11 protein-coding genes and 4 pseudogenes are annotated in these 15,833 nt (G+C 59.2%); 10 read left to right on the forward strand and 5 right to left on the reverse strand.

Annotation, left to right across the window (positions count from 1 at the left end):
- The 4 genes from LHFGNBLO_RS00095 to LHFGNBLO_RS00105 all read right to left on the reverse strand — a co-directional run bounded on the left by LHFGNBLO_RS00095 (window position 1) and on the right by LHFGNBLO_RS00105 (window position 2,129).
- The gene (locus tag LHFGNBLO_RS00095) at window positions 1–123 is read right to left on the reverse strand and encodes a transposase domain-containing protein (RefSeq protein ID WP_258600158.1); all 123 of its coding nucleotides are present in this window, start codon (window positions 121–123) and stop codon (window positions 1–3) included.
- Between the two features lie 70 nt (window positions 124–193).
- Complete coding sequence (tnpC, locus tag LHFGNBLO_RS00100; protein ID WP_413774620.1) at window positions 194–1,573, reverse strand: IS66 family transposase; 1,380 nt, start codon at window positions 1,571–1,573, stop codon at window positions 194–196.
- A 5-nt stretch (window positions 1,574–1,578) separates the two neighbouring features.
- A complete protein-coding gene (gene tnpB / locus LHFGNBLO_RS33535; RefSeq protein WP_413774621.1) occupies window positions 1,579–1,758 on the reverse strand; it encodes an IS66 family insertion sequence element accessory protein TnpB in 180 nt (59 codons plus the stop codon).
- Window positions 1,755–2,129 (reverse strand): transposase, encoded by a 375-nt coding sequence (locus tag LHFGNBLO_RS00105; protein WP_258600164.1) that lies wholly within the window; start codon window positions 2,127–2,129, stop codon window positions 1,755–1,757. The genes tnpB and LHFGNBLO_RS00105 overlap by 4 nt, the downstream gene beginning before the upstream one ends.
- Window positions 2,130–2,223: 94 nt before the next feature.
- Here LHFGNBLO_RS00105 and LHFGNBLO_RS00110 point away from each other — a divergent pair.
- From LHFGNBLO_RS00110 to LHFGNBLO_RS00125, 4 genes and pseudogenes are all read left to right on the forward strand, one after another.
- Window positions 2,224–3,303 (forward strand): annotated as a pseudogene (locus tag LHFGNBLO_RS00110) (IS110 family transposase); the annotation flags it as partial.
- A gap of 75 nt (window positions 3,304–3,378) precedes the next feature.
- Window positions 3,379–4,508, forward strand: a protein-coding gene (locus tag LHFGNBLO_RS00115) for an IS3 family transposase (RefSeq protein ID WP_258599977.1) whose coding sequence is annotated in 2 segments (ribosomal slippage) — window positions 3,379–3,637 and window positions 3,637–4,508 — 1,131 coding nt in all. Because the reading frame shifts where the segments join, the coding sequence is not laid out codon by codon here.
- 1,216 nt (window positions 4,509–5,724) lie between these two features.
- Entirely contained in the window at window positions 5,725–6,174 is a 450-nt protein-coding gene (panD, locus tag LHFGNBLO_RS00120) for an aspartate 1-decarboxylase (RefSeq protein ID WP_258600165.1), read from the forward strand.
- A 14-nt stretch (window positions 6,175–6,188) separates the two neighbouring features.
- A pseudogene (locus LHFGNBLO_RS00125) lies at window positions 6,189–6,338 on the forward strand (reverse transcriptase domain-containing protein); the annotation flags it as partial.
- A 93-nt stretch (window positions 6,339–6,431) separates the two neighbouring features.
- On the opposite strand, the pseudogene LHFGNBLO_RS00130 reads toward LHFGNBLO_RS00125, so the two are convergent.
- Window positions 6,432–6,774: pseudogene (locus LHFGNBLO_RS00130) on the reverse strand (DDE-type integrase/transposase/recombinase); the annotation flags it as partial.
- A gap of 518 nt (window positions 6,775–7,292) precedes the next feature.
- On the opposite strand from LHFGNBLO_RS00130, the pseudogene LHFGNBLO_RS33400 reads away from it, so the two are divergent.
- The 6 genes and pseudogenes from LHFGNBLO_RS33400 to LHFGNBLO_RS00155 form a co-directional block, all read left to right on the forward strand.
- Window positions 7,293–8,669: pseudogene (locus LHFGNBLO_RS33400) on the forward strand (condensation domain-containing protein); the annotation flags it as partial.
- A gap of 237 nt (window positions 8,670–8,906) precedes the next feature.
- The gene (locus LHFGNBLO_RS33405) at window positions 8,907–9,959 is read left to right on the forward strand and encodes a lysine 2,3-aminomutase (RefSeq protein ID WP_319944167.1); all 1,053 of its coding nucleotides are present in this window, start codon (window positions 8,907–8,909) and stop codon (window positions 9,957–9,959) included.
- A 264-nt stretch (window positions 9,960–10,223) separates the two neighbouring features.
- Window positions 10,224–11,264, forward strand: a complete 1,041-nt coding sequence (locus LHFGNBLO_RS00140; protein WP_258600167.1) for an ATP-grasp domain-containing protein — start codon at window positions 10,224–10,226, stop codon at window positions 11,262–11,264.
- A gap of 702 nt (window positions 11,265–11,966) precedes the next feature.
- Window positions 11,967–12,908 carry a MurR/RpiR family transcriptional regulator gene (locus LHFGNBLO_RS00145; protein WP_258600168.1) on the forward strand — a complete coding sequence of 314 codons (942 nt, stop codon included), beginning with the start codon at window positions 11,967–11,969 and terminating at the stop codon, window positions 12,906–12,908.
- 324 nt (window positions 12,909–13,232) lie between these two features.
- Window positions 13,233–14,774: a hypothetical protein gene (locus tag LHFGNBLO_RS00150; protein WP_258600169.1), complete on the forward strand. Its 1,542-nt coding sequence runs from the start codon at window positions 13,233–13,235 to the stop codon at window positions 14,772–14,774.
- A 25-nt stretch (window positions 14,775–14,799) separates the two neighbouring features.
- Window positions 14,800–15,789: an IS5 family transposase gene (locus LHFGNBLO_RS00155; RefSeq protein WP_258600170.1), complete on the forward strand. Its 990-nt coding sequence runs from the start codon at window positions 14,800–14,802 to the stop codon at window positions 15,787–15,789.
- Window positions 15,790–15,833: the final 44 nt, after the last annotated feature.

The following is a 15,833-nucleotide window of genomic DNA, read 5'->3' on the forward strand; positions in this document are numbered from 1 at the left end:
TCAGCCGATAACGTCAGGCCTAAAGTTCCAAGGCATGAGCATTTCGATTTCGGATGCGGGCCAGCCTTGAGCGATGCGGGTCAAGGTCTGCGAGAGCCAGTCGAGCGGATCGACGCTGTTCATTTTGCAGGTTTGCAGCAAGGTGGCTACCGTCGCCCAGGTTCGTCCACCGCCGTGGCTGCCGGCGAATAGACTATTCTTTCGCGTGATCGTCTGGGGCCTGATTGCACGCTCGACGATAATGACCGTCCATCAGAAAGCGTTCCAGCGCCTCCCGCCGGGTGAGCGCGTAGCGGATCGCCTCGGCGGTCTTGGATTTTCCGGAGACCTTGCCCAGTTCCGCTTCCCATAGATCGAAGAGGCTCGCGACAATGGCCACGGACTTTTCCTGACGCAGCGCGGCGCGGCTTCCGGCATCCTTGCCGCGAACCTCGTCCTCGACCTTCCACAATTCGGTCATGGCGATGATCGTTACCGTCGCGGCCTGCGAGACCCCGCTGATGTGCAGGTCGTAGAATTTGCGCCGCAGGTGAGCCCAGCACCCGGCGAGCCGGATTGTTTCATTGCTGCCGGCTTTGGCCCGTGCCTTGACCAGGTTGGTATAGGCCGAGTAGCCATCCACTTGCAGGATACCGCTGAATCCGGTGAGGTGGCGCGCCACGCAATCCGCACCTCTGCTGTCTTCAAAACGATAGGCAACCATTGGCGGACTGGTTCCGCCATAGGGTCGGTCATCCCGTGCGTAGGCCCACAACCAGGCTTTCGTGGTTTTCCCGGAACCAGGGGCAAGGGTGGGCAAGGTCGTCTCGTCGGCGAAGACCCTTTCGCCCTCCTTGATGCGCTCCAGTATGTAATCAGCAAGCATCTGCAGTTCGAAGCCCAGATGCCCCATCCATTGCGCCATCAACGACCGGCTGATCTCGACGCCGTCGCGCAGATAGATCGCCTCCTGCCGATAAAGCGGGAGGCCGTCGGCGTATTTGGAGACGGCGATATAGGCGAGCAGCCGCTCCGTCGGCAGGCCGCTTTCGATGATGTGCGCCGGCGCCAGAGCCTGGACCACGCCGTCACGGCCCCGGAAGGCGTATTTGGGACGGCGCGTGACGATGACCTGGAACTTCGGCGGCACGACGTCCAGCCGCTCGGATCGATCCTCGCCGATCAGAACCTTTTCAAGCCCCTCGCAGTCGGCCGGGATTTCCGGCTCGACGACCTCCTCGATGCGTTCGAGGTGGGCAGCAAAGCCCTTGCGCGGACGCGGGGCGCGCTTCGGCTTGTTCCCGACCGCGCGGTCGAGTTCGCTCCGGATTTCCGAAAGGCCGGTCTCGACCTCTTCGAAGGCAAAGGAGGCCTGCTCGTCGTCGATGGCCAGGCGTAGCCGCTCGGAACGCGTGCCATGTTGCGTGCGCTGTAAAACTTTCAGGATTGACGTGAGATTGGCGATCCGCTCGCTGGCGCTTTTCTCGACAGCTTTCAGCCGGGCGACCTCCGCCTCAGATGCTGCGATCCGAGCGTCGGCGACTGCGATCCGGGCCTCGCTTGCAGCCTGCTCGCGAGCCATGGAAAGGATCATCGCCTTCAGCGCATCAACGTCGTCGGGAAGGGCAAGACCCGGTAGCGCTTCGAACGGAATACGTGAAGTGCCCCCGAGAATGGGTCCAGGCCGCCATCCCTGACCAGCGCCATCAAAGATGCCGCGCCCTTGCGGAAGTCGACCGGCTGGCACGACACGTAAACCACCACACCGGAAGCGATCATGCCTTACGAACCGCGCGGATGATCCTCGCCAGGCGATCGGGATCGACATCGCCGCCGGCGCGCACCACTGCGTCGCCAATGACGATTTCCACCGTGTCGCTGCCCACCGCTTCAAAGCACGTGAACTTCGCCGGCTTGCTCGCTCCCTCCGTCAGTGGCGCAACCATGCCCGACGAAAGCGCCTTGCGGCGCCACGCATAGAGCTGCGAGGGGTCCAGCCCCTCGGAACGCGCAACCGCCGACACATTACCCCCTGGCGAGAACGCTTCGGCGACAAGCCGTGCCTTCTCTTCGTCCGACCGATGGCGCGGCTTGCGTCGGGACGGCACAGGCTCCGCCGTCAAAATCTCGAATGTTCGATGATGGCTCATACTGTCGCTCATAGATCCCATGGGCTGGATGACGGCCGCCGTTTTTGCAGAATGAGTGGTCGTCCTGCCAACCACCTAATCTGAGGAGACTGCGATGCTTAAGACCGATATCCCGACGACCGCCGTCCAAACCAATCTTGCCGCAATATTTCTGTCTTTGGAACTGTCCCGTTCGACATGGCTCATCACGTCGCTGTCACCGGGGAATGGCGAAAAGATGTCGAGGCACTCGGTGGCAGCTGGTAATATTGTCGGTCTAATTGAGTTGTTCTCGAAGCTGCAGGAAAGAAGCCGAGCCAGAACCGGGCAGACGTATCCCATCATTACGATCCAGGAAGCTGGTCTCGATGGTTTTTGGGTCCACCGATCGCTCGAGAAAGAAGGCATCGAAAGTCACATCGTTGATGCGGCTTCAATCGCTACGCCGCGCCGCCGGCGGCGCGTGAAGACTGATCGTGTCGATGGCGAGGCGCTGCTGCGTGTTCTGCTGGCCTTCAAGAGGAAGGAACCGCGCGTATGTGCGATGGTGCGGGCCATTTCCCATGAAGAGGAAGACCGGCGGCGGATCGGCCGGGAGCGGAAAGCGCTGATGGTGGAACGTGTCGGTCACGTCAATCGGATAAAGGGGCTTCTTTTCTCGCAGGGTATCAGCGAATACGAGCCCCTTCAGAAAGATCGACGCCAGCGCCTCAAGGAACTGCAAACAGGTGACGGTCATATGTTGGCACAACATATGAAAGCCCAGATTGCCCGTGAGCTGGACCGGTTGGAGCTGGTTATGGAGCAAATCAAGATGGTCGAGGTTGAGCGTGACGCACTTATCGCAGAGCAAAGCGCAGACAAGACCAAACCGTCGCCGGTCACGATGTTACTTGGGATCAAAGGCGTCGGCGCGGAGTTTGCGAACATCCTATGGTCGGAAGGTCTGTTCCGGCCTTTCGACAACCGCCGCCAGGTCGCGGCCTATGCAGGATTGGCACCGACGCCTTGGCAAAGCGGCTCGATTAACCGCGAACAGGGCGTGTCGAAAGCAGGCAATCCGAGACTGCGCACGACTTTGATCCAGCTAGCCTGGCTGTGGTTGCGGCATCAGCCGGATTCGGCATTGGCGCAATGGTTCAGGGGGCGTGTTGAACATAATGGTGGTCGCATGAAGAAGACAACAGAGGTGGCTCGGCAAAATTGGACAGGGTGATAAGTGGAATTTCTGCCTGAGATCGGCATGAGTGCCGGAACAGGAGAATCACGAATGAGCAGACGACCACGCCGGAACCACAGCCCGGCTTTCAAGGCGAAAGTTGCGCTTGCGGCGATCAAGGGAGAAAAGACGCTGGCCGAGCTGGCGCAGCAATATGATGTGCATGCGAACCAGATCACGGATTGGAGAAAGCAGCTTCTGGACGGGGCCTCGAACGTGTTTGGCGCGGCGGAGAAATCGGAGCCGACGGTGGACATAAAGGCCCTCCATGCCAAGATCGGAGAGCTGACGCTGGCCAATGATTTTTTAGGCTCGGCGCTCGGCAAGGCCGGCTGGTCGGGGAGCGCAAGACGATGATCGACCGGGAACATGAACTGCCGATTGCCAAGCAGGCGGCCGAACTGGGGATCAGCCGCGGCAGCGTCTACTCCCTACCCAAGCCGACATCGGCGGCAGACCTGAAGCTGATGCGGCGCATCGACGAATTGCACCTGGATTACCCGTTCGCGGGCAGCCGCATGTTGCAGAAGCTTTTGAAGCGCGAAGGCTATGAGACGGGTCGCCTGCATGTGCGCACCTTGATGAAGCGCATGGGTATCGAGGCGCTCTACCGCAAGCCGCGCACTTCGAAGCCGGGCGACGGGCACAAGATCTATCCGTATTTGCTGGGCAAGCTGGCGGTGACGCGGCCCAACCAGGTCTGGGCGACGGACCTGACCTATATCCCGATGGCCCGCGGCTTCTGCTACCTGGTTGCTGTCGTCGACTGGTTCACGCGCAAGGTACTGAGCTGGCGGCTGTCGATCACCATGGATGCGGCGTTTTGCATTGAAGCCCTCGAGGAGGCGCTGGCGACATACGGCAAGCCCGAGATCTTCAACTCCGATCAGGGCAGCCAGTTCACCAGCCATGACTTCACCAAGGTCCTGCTCGACCGGGAGATCAGGATCAGCATGGATGGCAAGGGCGCCTGGCGCGACAACGTCTTCGTCGAGCGTCTCTGGCGGTCGGTGAAATATGAGGAGGTCTATCTCAAGGCCTATAACAGCGTTCGCGAAGGGCGGGCGTCGATCGGAAAATATCTCGATTTCTACAATCGGCGACGTCCGCATTCCAGCCTTGACGGCAGAGCGCCAGATGAGGCCTACTTCACCCCGCTACCGCTTCCCGAGGCGGCCTAACCAGAGGCAGTGTTCCACTTATAAATCGGGAATTCCTGTCCAAACAAACCGAGCCACCTCTAACCATCGTCGCGCTGGCGCGCAAGCTGTTGGTCGCGCTTTGGAAGTATGTCAACTCTGGGGTCATCATCGACGGCGCCGTCATAAAGGCGGCATAACGCTTTCACTCTCCCCCTTTAAGATACCACCAAGGTCTCATGAACCCTGGTGGTTCCAGGCCGACGACCGAGAGAATCTTTGGCGAAATGCCGTCTCATAGAATGGTTTTGTCGACCTGAGCCCTGCCCGCCGGAAGCGGGATGTTGGTGCAGCCGAAATAAAACGGCGACCGTATGTGAGGTGGATGAGGCTCGGCAAAACGAGCCGTGTCACACAGTCGGGCTTGGAACCTGGAACCGATACATTGAGGACGACTATATGTTCTAACTAACTTGACACAGATGTTCCCATGTGAGGATTCTCCGCATGATTCATGCTGAAAATGAGCGATCTACCGCCTGCACGCTACGTGGGGATGCCTACGCGCTTACCAAGGAAAAGAACCTGAGAATGGAGCAACGGCTTGTGAAGGCCTGGCGCATGGAAATGGCTGGGCTGATCATCCTCGATGGCGGTTGGATGAAGAGCTGGCCCCCTCGCGCTCGGTAACATTCCGCGGTGAGGGCAATAGGAGGGCAATTGTGCATGTCGCCTGACAAGAGCGAACAGCCGGCCTTTTCCAGCGCCTTGCGCAAAGCCGGACTGTCACTTTGTCGGGTCCGGGACACAAGGTTGCTGAACCAATCTCTTGTTTGGTCTCAGGCTAAATAACTGAAGTGCTACCACAAAATTTTGTCTCTGGCCGACCTGCCTAATTGGCATGAGGTTTGCGGCATTGGTTGCGAGGCGGCGGAAGCTGTCGACTGGCATTCATGTCGTGGCTGACACCGCAATCAATCGAAGGAAAGGAACATGTCAGGTCTGCGTTGGATCTTATTCTACGGGAGGAGGGCATCGGCAGACCGGCAATGCCTCCGCCTAATAACGGGCCGACCTGCGCCTGAGCGTCTCCTTCTGCTTGCGTGTGATGACCGCGATCTCCGTCGTGATTAACGATCCCTTGTGAGAGCCGCTCTTCGACCTATCGCAGCACATCGATCGATTCCCGTCGCTAGGACTGAGACACTGCAGTCGTGCGTCGGCGTAGTGATCCATAACCGAAAGAGGAAACCTGGAGATGAGAAAATTCATTGCCGCCAAGCTTCATTGTATCACTGTAACCGATGCGAATTTGAACTACCACGGTTCAATAACTCTGGATCCAGATCATTGCGACGAGGCGGGTATTCTTCCAATGGAATTCGTTGAGATCTGGAATAAAGCTTCAGGTGCGCGAATTAGCACGTACGTCATTTACGGCGAGCGGGGTTCTCGTTGCTGTGTGCTGAACGGAGCCGCTGCTCGCACCTGCCAGGTCGGGGATGAGATAATCGTTTGCTCCTCCACATACATCGAGGAGCATCACATGGTAGAGATCAAACCGCGAGTGCTGACGTTCCACCGGGACAATTCTGTCCGCGACCGCATGTTCTACGATGGTTGGATCAACGATGATGGAACGAAGGCGTTCGCGATTCGCGAGGGCTCTCCTGACGGTAACACCTACCCGAGTCGGGCCAATCGCTGATAGCTCACGGGGGCGCAACTCCGCAAGGGGGTGTAGTTTCGCCGATTCGTTCAAATCTTTTTCTGCACTATGCGTTTCATCTGTGGATGAAACGGACACATCCCGACCTCCCATGGTGTCGGTATGTGGATGACGGGCTGGTGCAATGCCGGACCGAGCAGGAGGGCAGCAGCTGTCAAGGCTGCGCTTCGGGTGAGGCTGGCGAGCGATGTCACGTTGTCTGCATACGAACGCGTTGAGACCTGCGGTCGCTGATGTCAGCTGACCACGGCCACGGCTTTCCATTCCGCCATGGCCTGCAGGCGGTGAATATGTGTAGCGAGAGCGGAGCGTTTTGAGCGGGGCGGGACGAAGAGATTGCGCAGAGTCGAGAAGATCGAAGCGAAGCGTTGCAGTGCTCCTAGTGATCGGAAGCCTTGCATCATCCGCTCCCGTTTTCGCAGCGGCACATGTGCATTCTCGGCGCGATTGTTAAGGCCTTTGTGGGATCGATGCTCGACGTCGGCATCACCTGTCGCCTGCTGCTCCATAGGAGCGCAGCTTGTCGGTGGTCATGCGCTTCGGCGCGACGCCTTGCTTCTTCAACAGCCGCGTCAGCAAATAATGCAAGCCGCTAAAGAAATCTGCCCCGGTTACGCCCTGTCAGCGGTTTTCGACCGTCGTCGACACCCCATTCCTCGTCCGATACCCCAATCCGCTCGCCCAACGCTACCTCCAAAAGACAGCCTTGAATCAGCGACCGAGTCTAGCGTCAAGCTTTGTCCACGAAGCCTAGCTGATGCTCCGATGCCGAGCGCGTAGTTAATGAGATTGCCAAAGGGAATACCATCGTCGAGCAGACGTTCGAGTTTGGCACGAGAAACGTCACTCATCGTCCGGTTGTCGTGTTGAGCTGTGTCCTGTTGAAGAGGTCTGTGTTCGGAAGCTGACATGCTGAGGCGCAAGTATTCCGCCGTTGCGGCGGGAAACACATGATTTTGCCCCTCTTGCTCGCACAACCTCTTCGGTGGCACGCCGATTGCATGGGACACGGTGAAGGATCCGCTGCGACCATAGCGGTCTCGCATCTCCGGCCCAGGGGTCCACATGAAACTTGCTCGAAGGTTCAAATCAATGCAATGGACGTTGCACCGTTGAGTGCGATCCCGCCGATTGAAGCTTTGCCGCGTCCGTCGCGGGTGCCGCTGTCATTCTCCCAGCAGCGGCTTTGGTTCCCTTCGCGTCTGGCGGGCGGCAGAGAAGCCTGTCACATCCAGATGGGGCTTCGGCTTCGCGGCGAGCTGGACGAGGCGGCCCTGCAATCGGCCTTGGACGGGTTGGTGGTACGTCATGAGGTGCTGCGCACCTCCTTCGGGGTGGAGGACGGCGAGCCGTTCCAGCGGATCGGGCCGGCGGACGTCGGCCTGCCGCTGAAACGAGACGATCTGACGGCGGCAGCGGATGTGGGGGCGACCGTCGTCGATCTGATGCGCCATGGAGCGCAGGCGGCGTTCGACTTGGAAGCCGGGCCGCTGATCCGCGGACGGCTTGTGCGCTTGGCGGTGGACGATCATGCGCTTCTGATCACCATGCACCACATGGTCTCGGACGACTGGTCGCGGACGATCCTGACACGCGAACTCAGCGAGCTCTACGCCGCGGCCCGGGAGGGCCGCGCAGATCGGCTGACGCCGTTGCCGGTGCAGTATGCGGACTACGCCCTTTGGCAGCGCCGTTGGCTGGCGGGCGAGGTGTTGGAACGTCAGTCGGAGTACTGGCTCCAGATGCTGGCGGGCGCGCCAACGCTGCTGAAGCTACCGACGGACCGGCCGCGTCCGGCACAACAGGATTACATCGGCAACTGCGTCGAGTTCGCGTTGCACGAGCCGCTGACTACGCAGCTTAAGGCGCTGAGCCGGCATCATGGGACGACGCTGTTCGTGACTCTGCTGGCGGGCTGGGCACTTGTGTTGGCGCGGTTGTCGGGTCAGGACGAGCTGGTCATCGGCACGCCGAGCACCAATCGCACGCGCCCCGAGATCGCGGGGCTGATCGGCTTCTTCGCCAACACCCTAGCGCTGCGGATCGATTTGTCGGGCGATCCGACGATGGAAACGTTGCTGGAACGGGTGAATGCCGTAGCGCTTGGCGCGCTGGCGTACAAGGAGCTGCCGTTTGAGCGAGTAGTGGAACTCGTCAATCCGCCCCGCAACCTGGCGAATACCGTGATCTTTCAGGCTATCTTTGCATGGCAAAGTAACGCGGCGGAGCCGTCGGAGCTGCGGGGGCTCGAATTTGAGTACGTCGGCATTGGCGACCGTGTCGCGCAATATGATCTTGCGCTTGACCTTGCTGAGGTCGGCAATACGATTCGTGGGAGGCTGACCTACGCGACGTCGCTATTTGAGCGGAGCACGGTCGAGGGGTTTGTTGGGTATTTGCAGCAGGCGCTGAGCCAGATGGCGGCTGACCCCGGGCAGCGGGCCTGGTCGGCGCCTCTCCTGATGGCGGAGGAACGTCATCTTCTTCTGGCGGAGTGCAACTCGACAAAAGCGGCCTATCCGCAGGACCGCTGCATTGACGAGCTGTTTGAGGCGCGGGTGGAGCGGGATCCGGAGGCGATCGCGGTCGCCTACGAGGACCAAGGCCTTAGCTATGGCGAGCGGAACGTGCGGGCGACCGCGGCGGCGGATGGCTTTTGCCCGCCTCAATCATCACCCCCCAACTCGGACTCGGGGCTCCAAACTGCGGTCATGAATTTCATCGAGGGGACCCGCGTCGTTACCGAGGACAAGCTACAAGCCAACAGCATCACGCGTTATCATGTCACAAAATTCTATCGTAAACACATCACCAACAGTGGTTACTACGACCAGCTTAAGTACATTGTGGAGCCCTCATTCGAGGAGTTCGAGAGTCCCGGCAATCTGGATACGAGCGGCGAGCACGACAACACCGTCGTGCCCGGACTTCAGCACAAGTACGCCCAGACCGGGTTGTTGCTGGTAACGGACCGTTGCGCTTCATATTGCCGTTTTTGCTTTCGCAAACGCATTGTCGGCAAGGACTCCGATGAAATCGCACCTGACTTCGCCCAGAGTGCGCAATATATTGGCAGCCATCCTGAGATGACGAACGTGCTGCTATCCGGGGGAGACCCGTTCGTGCTCAGCACGGCCAAGCTCGACAAAATTCTCGATCATCTGCTGCCGATCCCACACTTAGATTCAATTCGATTCGGCACAAAAATGGTCGCCTATCAGCCTAAGCGGTTCGAGGATCCCGCTTTGCCGGCTTTGTTCCAACGTATCCATGAAGCGGGTAAAGCCGCATTGATCGTCACACATTTCGACCACATCGGTGAAATCTCGGTCGACGCAGAGCGCAACATTCGCTCCTTGCGCGCACGGGGCGTACAGTTCCTCAACCAGTCCGTGCTTCTCGCGAAAGTCAATGATGATTCCAAGATCTTGGCGGCGACCTTTGCCAAGTGTCACCAAATGGGTGTCCGCCCCTATTATCTCTTTCAAGGCAGGCCGGTGAAAGGCGCATCGCATTTTCAGGTTTCACTGCGCCGCGGACTAGAGATTGCGCACGGCATCAACCAACGTCTCAGCGGCATCCAAAAGACATTCAAATACATCATGTCCCATTACACAGGAAAGATCGAGATCCTTGACCTCGGAGCCGATGGTCGCATGTATATGCGATATCATCAAAATAAGATACCAGAAAAGATCGGAAGGATCTTTTCCCGGCCGCACCTTGAGGGCGCCTGCTGGTTGGACGATTTGCCCGAAGGATGAGATCGAAAAGGCGCGCAATGCTGATTCCCGACCCAGAGCGAATGGAGCATAAAAGCTTCGCCGCTTCCATGCGGCACGATGAGGCGGTGGTACGGCTTTCCCGCTCGCCACTGGAGCCGGGCTGGAAATGCTACAGGAGCAAACCCGCTCGCCGGTTGGCCGGCCGTACCGGTGGGGGTGCAGGGTCCATACGAGCTGTTCCCATCGAGCAACCAAATCCGAGCAAATGAACGTGACAGCGAGCAAACATCCAAGGAGTAGCTCATGCGGGTAGCTATCGTGTGGAACCATGATCATACGGGCGTGATCAACAGGTTCGGTCAGTCTCGTGGGCAGGACAACGACCACGGGACAGTCGAAAGGGTGGTGGCGGCATTGCAAGAGGGCGGCCACGAGACGCTAGTGTGTGAAGGCGATAAAGGACTGCTCACTACGCTCGAGCGGTTCATGCCACCCGATCCGCAAGCCCGCCCCTCGGGAATGGTCTTCAACATGGGATACGGAATTCAGGGCGAGTACCATTACACCCACGTCCCGGCCATGCTCGAGATGGCCGGTGTCCCATACACCGGATCGAGCCCGCTCGGGCATGGGCTGGCGCATGACAAGGTCATCACCAAGCGGCTCATCCGCGATCAGGGCGTGCCGACGCCGAACTTTCGCGTGATGCATCGCGGCACCGAGAGTACCGGCGACCTGCGATTCCCGGTGGTGGTGAAGCCGCGTAACGAATCCGCCAGCCGCGGATTGCAGTTCGTACATGAGCCCGCTCGGTTGAGGCAGGCCGTGGAAGTGATCGTCACGCAGTATTCGCAGGATGCGCTCGTGGAAGAATACATTGAGGGGCGGGAAATCTCCGTTGCGCTGCTTGGAAACGGAGAGCTCGAGGTGTTGCCTCTGGTGGAGCAGGACTTCGGAAACCGCGAAACGCGTCTTATGACTTGGGAAGACAAGATGCATATGGCGGTCGCGGCGCCGCAGAAGATTTGCCCGGCGCAAATCGGGAGCAGGCTTGCGACGATGCTGCGGGATATTTCGGTTGCGACCTTCCGTGCCTGCCACTGCCGGGACTATGCCCGGGTCGACTTCCGGATCGATCGCTCCGGCCAGCCCTTTGTCCTAGAAACCAACTCCATGCCGTCGCTCGATATGCGGGACTCTTATGTCCTAGCCGCGACGACCGCCGGACACAGCTTCTCGAGCTTGGTCAATCACATCCTCAATGTCGCTCACACGCGGTATTTCGGAAACGGCAGCCCCAAGGCCGAACACGCGTCGAATCGCGACCGGATTTTTCCGCCATAGCGTCGTCGCTCACGATCTCTGCGTCATCCGCCAGATTGAGACAGAGTGGCGGCAATGTAATTTGGGAAAATCGTTGAGCAGGCGCACAAGAAAGACCACTACGCGAATTCACTGCATCCTTAGACGCAGGAGTTGTTGCCGCAACCCTTCCTGTGTCCGAAACTGGACAAGAATGTCGGAACCCCGACCAAAGGGTCGCCTGGGCCGGTCCGCCGGTGCGGAAAGTGGTGCAGTGCGGACGGTGAGCCAATCCGGCATGCCACTTGCTTTAATGATTTTGTCACGGAGGAACGTCAGCGGTGCTCAACGGAGTTCAGTGATGATGGACCAGTTTCTCAACGTTAATGCGCTGGCGGTCATTTATGGGCCGCAGCACGACATGGAGAGCTTGTTACTTGAAGTCGCCACCGATCTCGTCCGCGCTGGTGTACAGTCGGCCGGACCCGGCAACAGAATGTCAAGGCGCCTGCGACAAGGCCGTGGCACATGCTGGTTACCGACCGTATGACCGGCTGTGCGATCCCAATCGAGTTACCTCTTGGCAGCGGCGCAGCGCCTGCAGGAGCGATCCAGCCCGCGCCGTCGAGGCATCGTGTGCTGTCACGCGTCCCTCGACGAAGAGGTTGCGCTTATCATTGTTCGTGAAGAAACGGCCGATTTACTGGTTCTCAGCATTTATCGGGTCGACTAGGAAATATCGGCATGGATTTGCCCGTCGCAAGTGCCATCAAGGACAGCTACGAGCTGTTCCCGCGACAAATGAAGGTCGCCGCACGTTGGTTGCTCGACCACCCCACGGAGGTCGCACTGCTGTCAATGAGGGAGCAGGCGCGCCGAGCAGGAGTGCCTCCGGCGACACTAACGCGCCTCGCAAAGCGCCTCGGCTTCGATGGTTTCAACAAATTGAAGGAGATATTCGCCGACAGCATCAGGGAACGGCCGAAAAGCTTCGCGGGACGTGCAGAAGAATCAATGGCACGACGAGAGGCCGAGGGGGATGGCGTCCTCATCGGCGATACGATCAAAGCCTTGCGGGGCTATCTAAGCGACTTCGCGCAGCCCTCCGCGATTGCGGCGCTGGCAGCCGCCGCCGATCTCATGGTGGAATCACGACACATTTTTTGTATCGGCCTCCGCTCAAGTTTTCCTGCAGCCCAGCTGATGCACTATGTCGGGTCATTGCTCGGCTCGCCCACGATATTGCTCGACGGAATAGGCGGGACGGCCAATGATCCGCTCCGGTTTGTCGGTCCGCGAGATGTCTTGCTAGCAGTTACTGTTAGCCCGTACACTCGCTACACAATGCAGGTCGCCGAGTTCGCGGTTTCGCGCGGTGCGAAGCTAGTCGCTTTGACCGACAGCGAGCTATCTCCGATCGCTAAACTTTCCGAAATTGTGATCCGCGTTCGGACCGAAATGCCTACGTTTTTTCACACCATGACTCCCGCATTCGCAGCGGTGGAGTGCCTTGTGGAACTGATCGCGGCCCGGCGCGGAAGCCGCGCGCTTGAAGCCTTGGCGGCGAACGAAGCACATCTCGCAGCATTCGATACTTATGTCCTGCAGATACCGCGCGTGCCGCAGCGCCCGCGCCCGCCGAGGACGCGCCGGCGTTGTAGCCGAACTTCCACGCGTTGCCGGTGATGCGTGAAAACGCAAACGAGATCTTTGGATACTTTGTAACCGGGGCAGATTTCCGGGCCGTCAAGCTTTAGCGGCTTGCCTTACGAGGTCTGGAACCGAAGGAAGGCCTATCATGTCAAATCTTGCCGTAAACCGAGCGATCTTTCCATTGCTGAGCGTGCCTAAGGCCACCTCCAGCAATAGGGATCAATCCAGTGCCAATGTCGAGGCGTACCCAGCCGGATTTGCTTTTCCGTTGTCCGCAGCGTTGCTGCAAGGCATCCCGAGAAGGAAGTGGTGCACGCCGTTGCGCTCCGGTCACACGTTCGGCGGGAGGTACTGACGATGTCTTCAGAGTTTGCAGAATTCCGTCACTTGGCCGAAGCGGTTCGGCCGCTTTGTGTCACTTTGGGTATGATCGGCCCGAGCCGCTTGGAAACAGATCGCCTACAGCAACCGAACCTTCGCGACGTCGCAGGGGGTATTGCGAGCATCTTTGAGGCGCTCGATTTTTCGGCATCCTGCCCTTCACTCGACAACGCACAGGGGAGGGGTACGGGGCCCTGTGCGGATCTCGCTGCCTTCGCAGCCTCCCTCTATGGTGCCCCATTTGCGCGTATAGGCATCGCAGGAAGCTCCGGATCAAACGTCACAAGTGCCCTTGCTCTTCGCCACCTTCTTGGTCGCCCTGCGAAGGTTCTTATCGACAGATCCGCGCATGTCAGCGTAATCGGTGGACATGCCATAGCTGGCTCCGAAGTAGCATGGCTCCAACGACGGTTCGACGTGACGATTGGCGTCCAAGCACCACTGTCACATCAGGACGTGGCCATTGGCTTGGAGGCCAATCCCGACACGGACGCGGTCATCATAACGTCGCCAATTTACGACGGCTCGCTGGCTGCAGATTTCGACTCCCTTCGACGGATTTCCGATGCCCGAGGGGTGCTTTTGATCGTCGACGCGGCTTGGGGCTTTTTTCATGGTCTTCTGCATAAATGCGGCTTCCCGCCGTCCGCGGCAGGCCTTGCAGATGCCACCATCATCAGCCCGCACAAAAAGGGTTGCGGCCTGTCGCAGGTCTCGCTCACTCTGTTCCAGAACCGGAACTTGATGGCTGCATACGACGCCGTCTCCGACATGGGCCTTGCCTCTACAAGTCCTGCATACTACGCGCTGCTGCCGCTGGAGGTTTCGCTCAATTTTTGGGCAAGCAACCAGGGTCAGGAATGTGGTCGCGCTATGGTGGAGACCGCGGAAGCGTTTGGGACCGCGATGGCACGGCTGCCGGGGATTGGCCGGATCCGAGCGACGGATCTCGGTCAACACTATATTGATGATCCGTGCCACGTTCTTCTGTCAACTCGTGGTACCGGGCTCAGTGGCTACGATATTCTCTCTGCACTTGGAAGTCGCTTCGATGTCGATGCTGAGATGGCGACCCTGACCTCAGTCCTCTTTCTGTTCGGTCCTGAGCACTTGGAGACTTGGCGGTACACTGTCGATGCGATGGAAGAAGTCCTCCTGACAACCCCGCGTAGAGGGTCGGTCCCGGATTTCGCCCCGCCGGATGAGCCAGCAAAACAACTGCTACCTCTGCATGCTGCGATGTTCGGGCCCAAACGACCCGTGCCACTTGATCATGCGATCGGACGCATCTCAGCCCAGCAGATCGGCGCCTATCCGCCTGGGGCGGCCATCATAGTCCCAGGCGAGATCATAAGCCGGAAAGCGGTTGAATATCTCTGCACCGTCCAAGCCGCCGGCTCTCGGCTCAAAGGCGTGGATGGACGTCTAGAGGAAATCGGCTTGATCGTCTCTGACATCGGAATGGAAAAGGCGTTGGTGCACGGATCGTTTATTGGTGTGGGTTTAGGCAAGCGGTAACCGCAATAGCCTTTGTAGCGTAGCCATGCCTTTCAAACACAATACCAGCCGCCGCCATCATATTGAGAAGATGAAGTTCAGGGTGACGAACTGGCCAGAATATGAGGCAGGACTTCGTCATCGCGGCAGTTTGACCCTGTGGGTGACGCCGGAAGCCCTGTCCAGGTGGCAAGCGCCAAGACGCAAGACACGTGGCGGCCAGCACCGCTATTCTGATCTGGCGATCGAGACCACCTTGACGCTGGGCCTTGTGTTTGGCCTGCGGCTGCGCCAGGCAGAAGGCTTGCTGGGATCGGTGCTGCAACTGATGGGGCTGGCGCTCGCTGTCCCCGATCATACTACCCTGAGCCGTCGGGCGCGGACATGGCAATCGCCCAACAAACGGCATGATCGCCAGGTTCCGCCGGAGGGACCAGTGCATGTTCTTGTCGACAGCACCGGCCTGCAGGTCTACGGCGCGGGTCAGTGGCTGGAGGAGAAGCACGGCGCCAGATCCCGTCGCAGTTGGCGCAAGCTGCATCTGGCACTGGATGCCGACAGCGGCGAGATCATTGCCCATACCCTGACTGATCAGGACACTGGCGATGTCTCTCAAGTTGAGCCACTACTCGACCAGATTGGCGGTCCGATCGGACAGCTTACTGCTGACGGCGCCTATGACGGAAAACCGACTTACGACGCAGTCATCGATCATAGCGCTGCCGCCGCAATCGTCATTCCGCCTCGTGCCAACGCGGTCGAACCATTCGACGATAGACCTGCCGGCCAAAGGGACCAGCATATCGCCGCAATCGGCAGAGACGGCCGGATGAAATGGCAGGTCTCCAACGGTTATGGCAAACGCTCGCTGGTCGAGACCGCCATAGGGCGATACAAGTCCACCATTGGGCGGCGTTTGCGGGCACGGTCGCTTCCCGTTCAGCAGACCGAAGTCGCCATCGGCTGCGCCGTCCTCAACCGCATGCTTGCCTGCGCACGCCCGAAATCCGCCCGCCGCAAGGCGGCCACGGCATAGCCTGCCGCTTCAAAGATCGACAGCCGCTCAAGTCCGGACCCATG

Source organism: Mesorhizobium sp. AR10, assembly GCF_024746795.1.
In the GTDB taxonomy this organism is placed as follows: Bacteria; Pseudomonadota; Alphaproteobacteria; order Rhizobiales; family Rhizobiaceae; genus Mesorhizobium.

Coding starts and splice junctions, on each gene's coding strand:
- LHFGNBLO_RS00105 (WP_258600164.1), bottom strand. CDS start 2,129: ATGAGCCATCATCGAACATTCGAGATTTTGACGGCGGAGCCTGTGCCG.
- LHFGNBLO_RS00155 (WP_258600170.1), top strand. CDS start 14,800: ATGCCTTTCAAACACAATACCAGCCGCCGCCATCATATTGAGAAGATG.
- LHFGNBLO_RS33405 (WP_319944167.1), top strand. CDS start 8,907: ATGAATTTCATCGAGGGGACCCGCGTCGTTACCGAGGACAAGCTACAA.
- panD (WP_258600165.1), top strand. CDS start 5,725: ATGAGAAAATTCATTGCCGCCAAGCTTCATTGTATCACTGTAACCGAT.
- LHFGNBLO_RS00150 (WP_258600169.1), top strand. CDS start 13,233: ATGTCTTCAGAGTTTGCAGAATTCCGTCACTTGGCCGAAGCGGTTCGG.
- tnpB (WP_413774621.1), bottom strand. CDS start 1,758: ATGATCGCTTCCGGTGTGGTGGTTTACGTGTCGTGCCAGCCGGTCGAC.
- LHFGNBLO_RS00145 (WP_258600168.1), top strand. CDS start 11,967: ATGGATTTGCCCGTCGCAAGTGCCATCAAGGACAGCTACGAGCTGTTC.
- LHFGNBLO_RS00140 (WP_258600167.1), top strand. CDS start 10,224: ATGCGGGTAGCTATCGTGTGGAACCATGATCATACGGGCGTGATCAAC.
- tnpC (WP_413774620.1), bottom strand. CDS start 1,573: ATGATCCTTTCCATGGCTCGCGAGCAGGCTGCAAGCGAGGCCCGGATC.
- LHFGNBLO_RS00095 (WP_258600158.1), bottom strand. CDS start 123: ATGAACAGCGTCGATCCGCTCGACTGGCTCTCGCAGACCTTGACCCGC.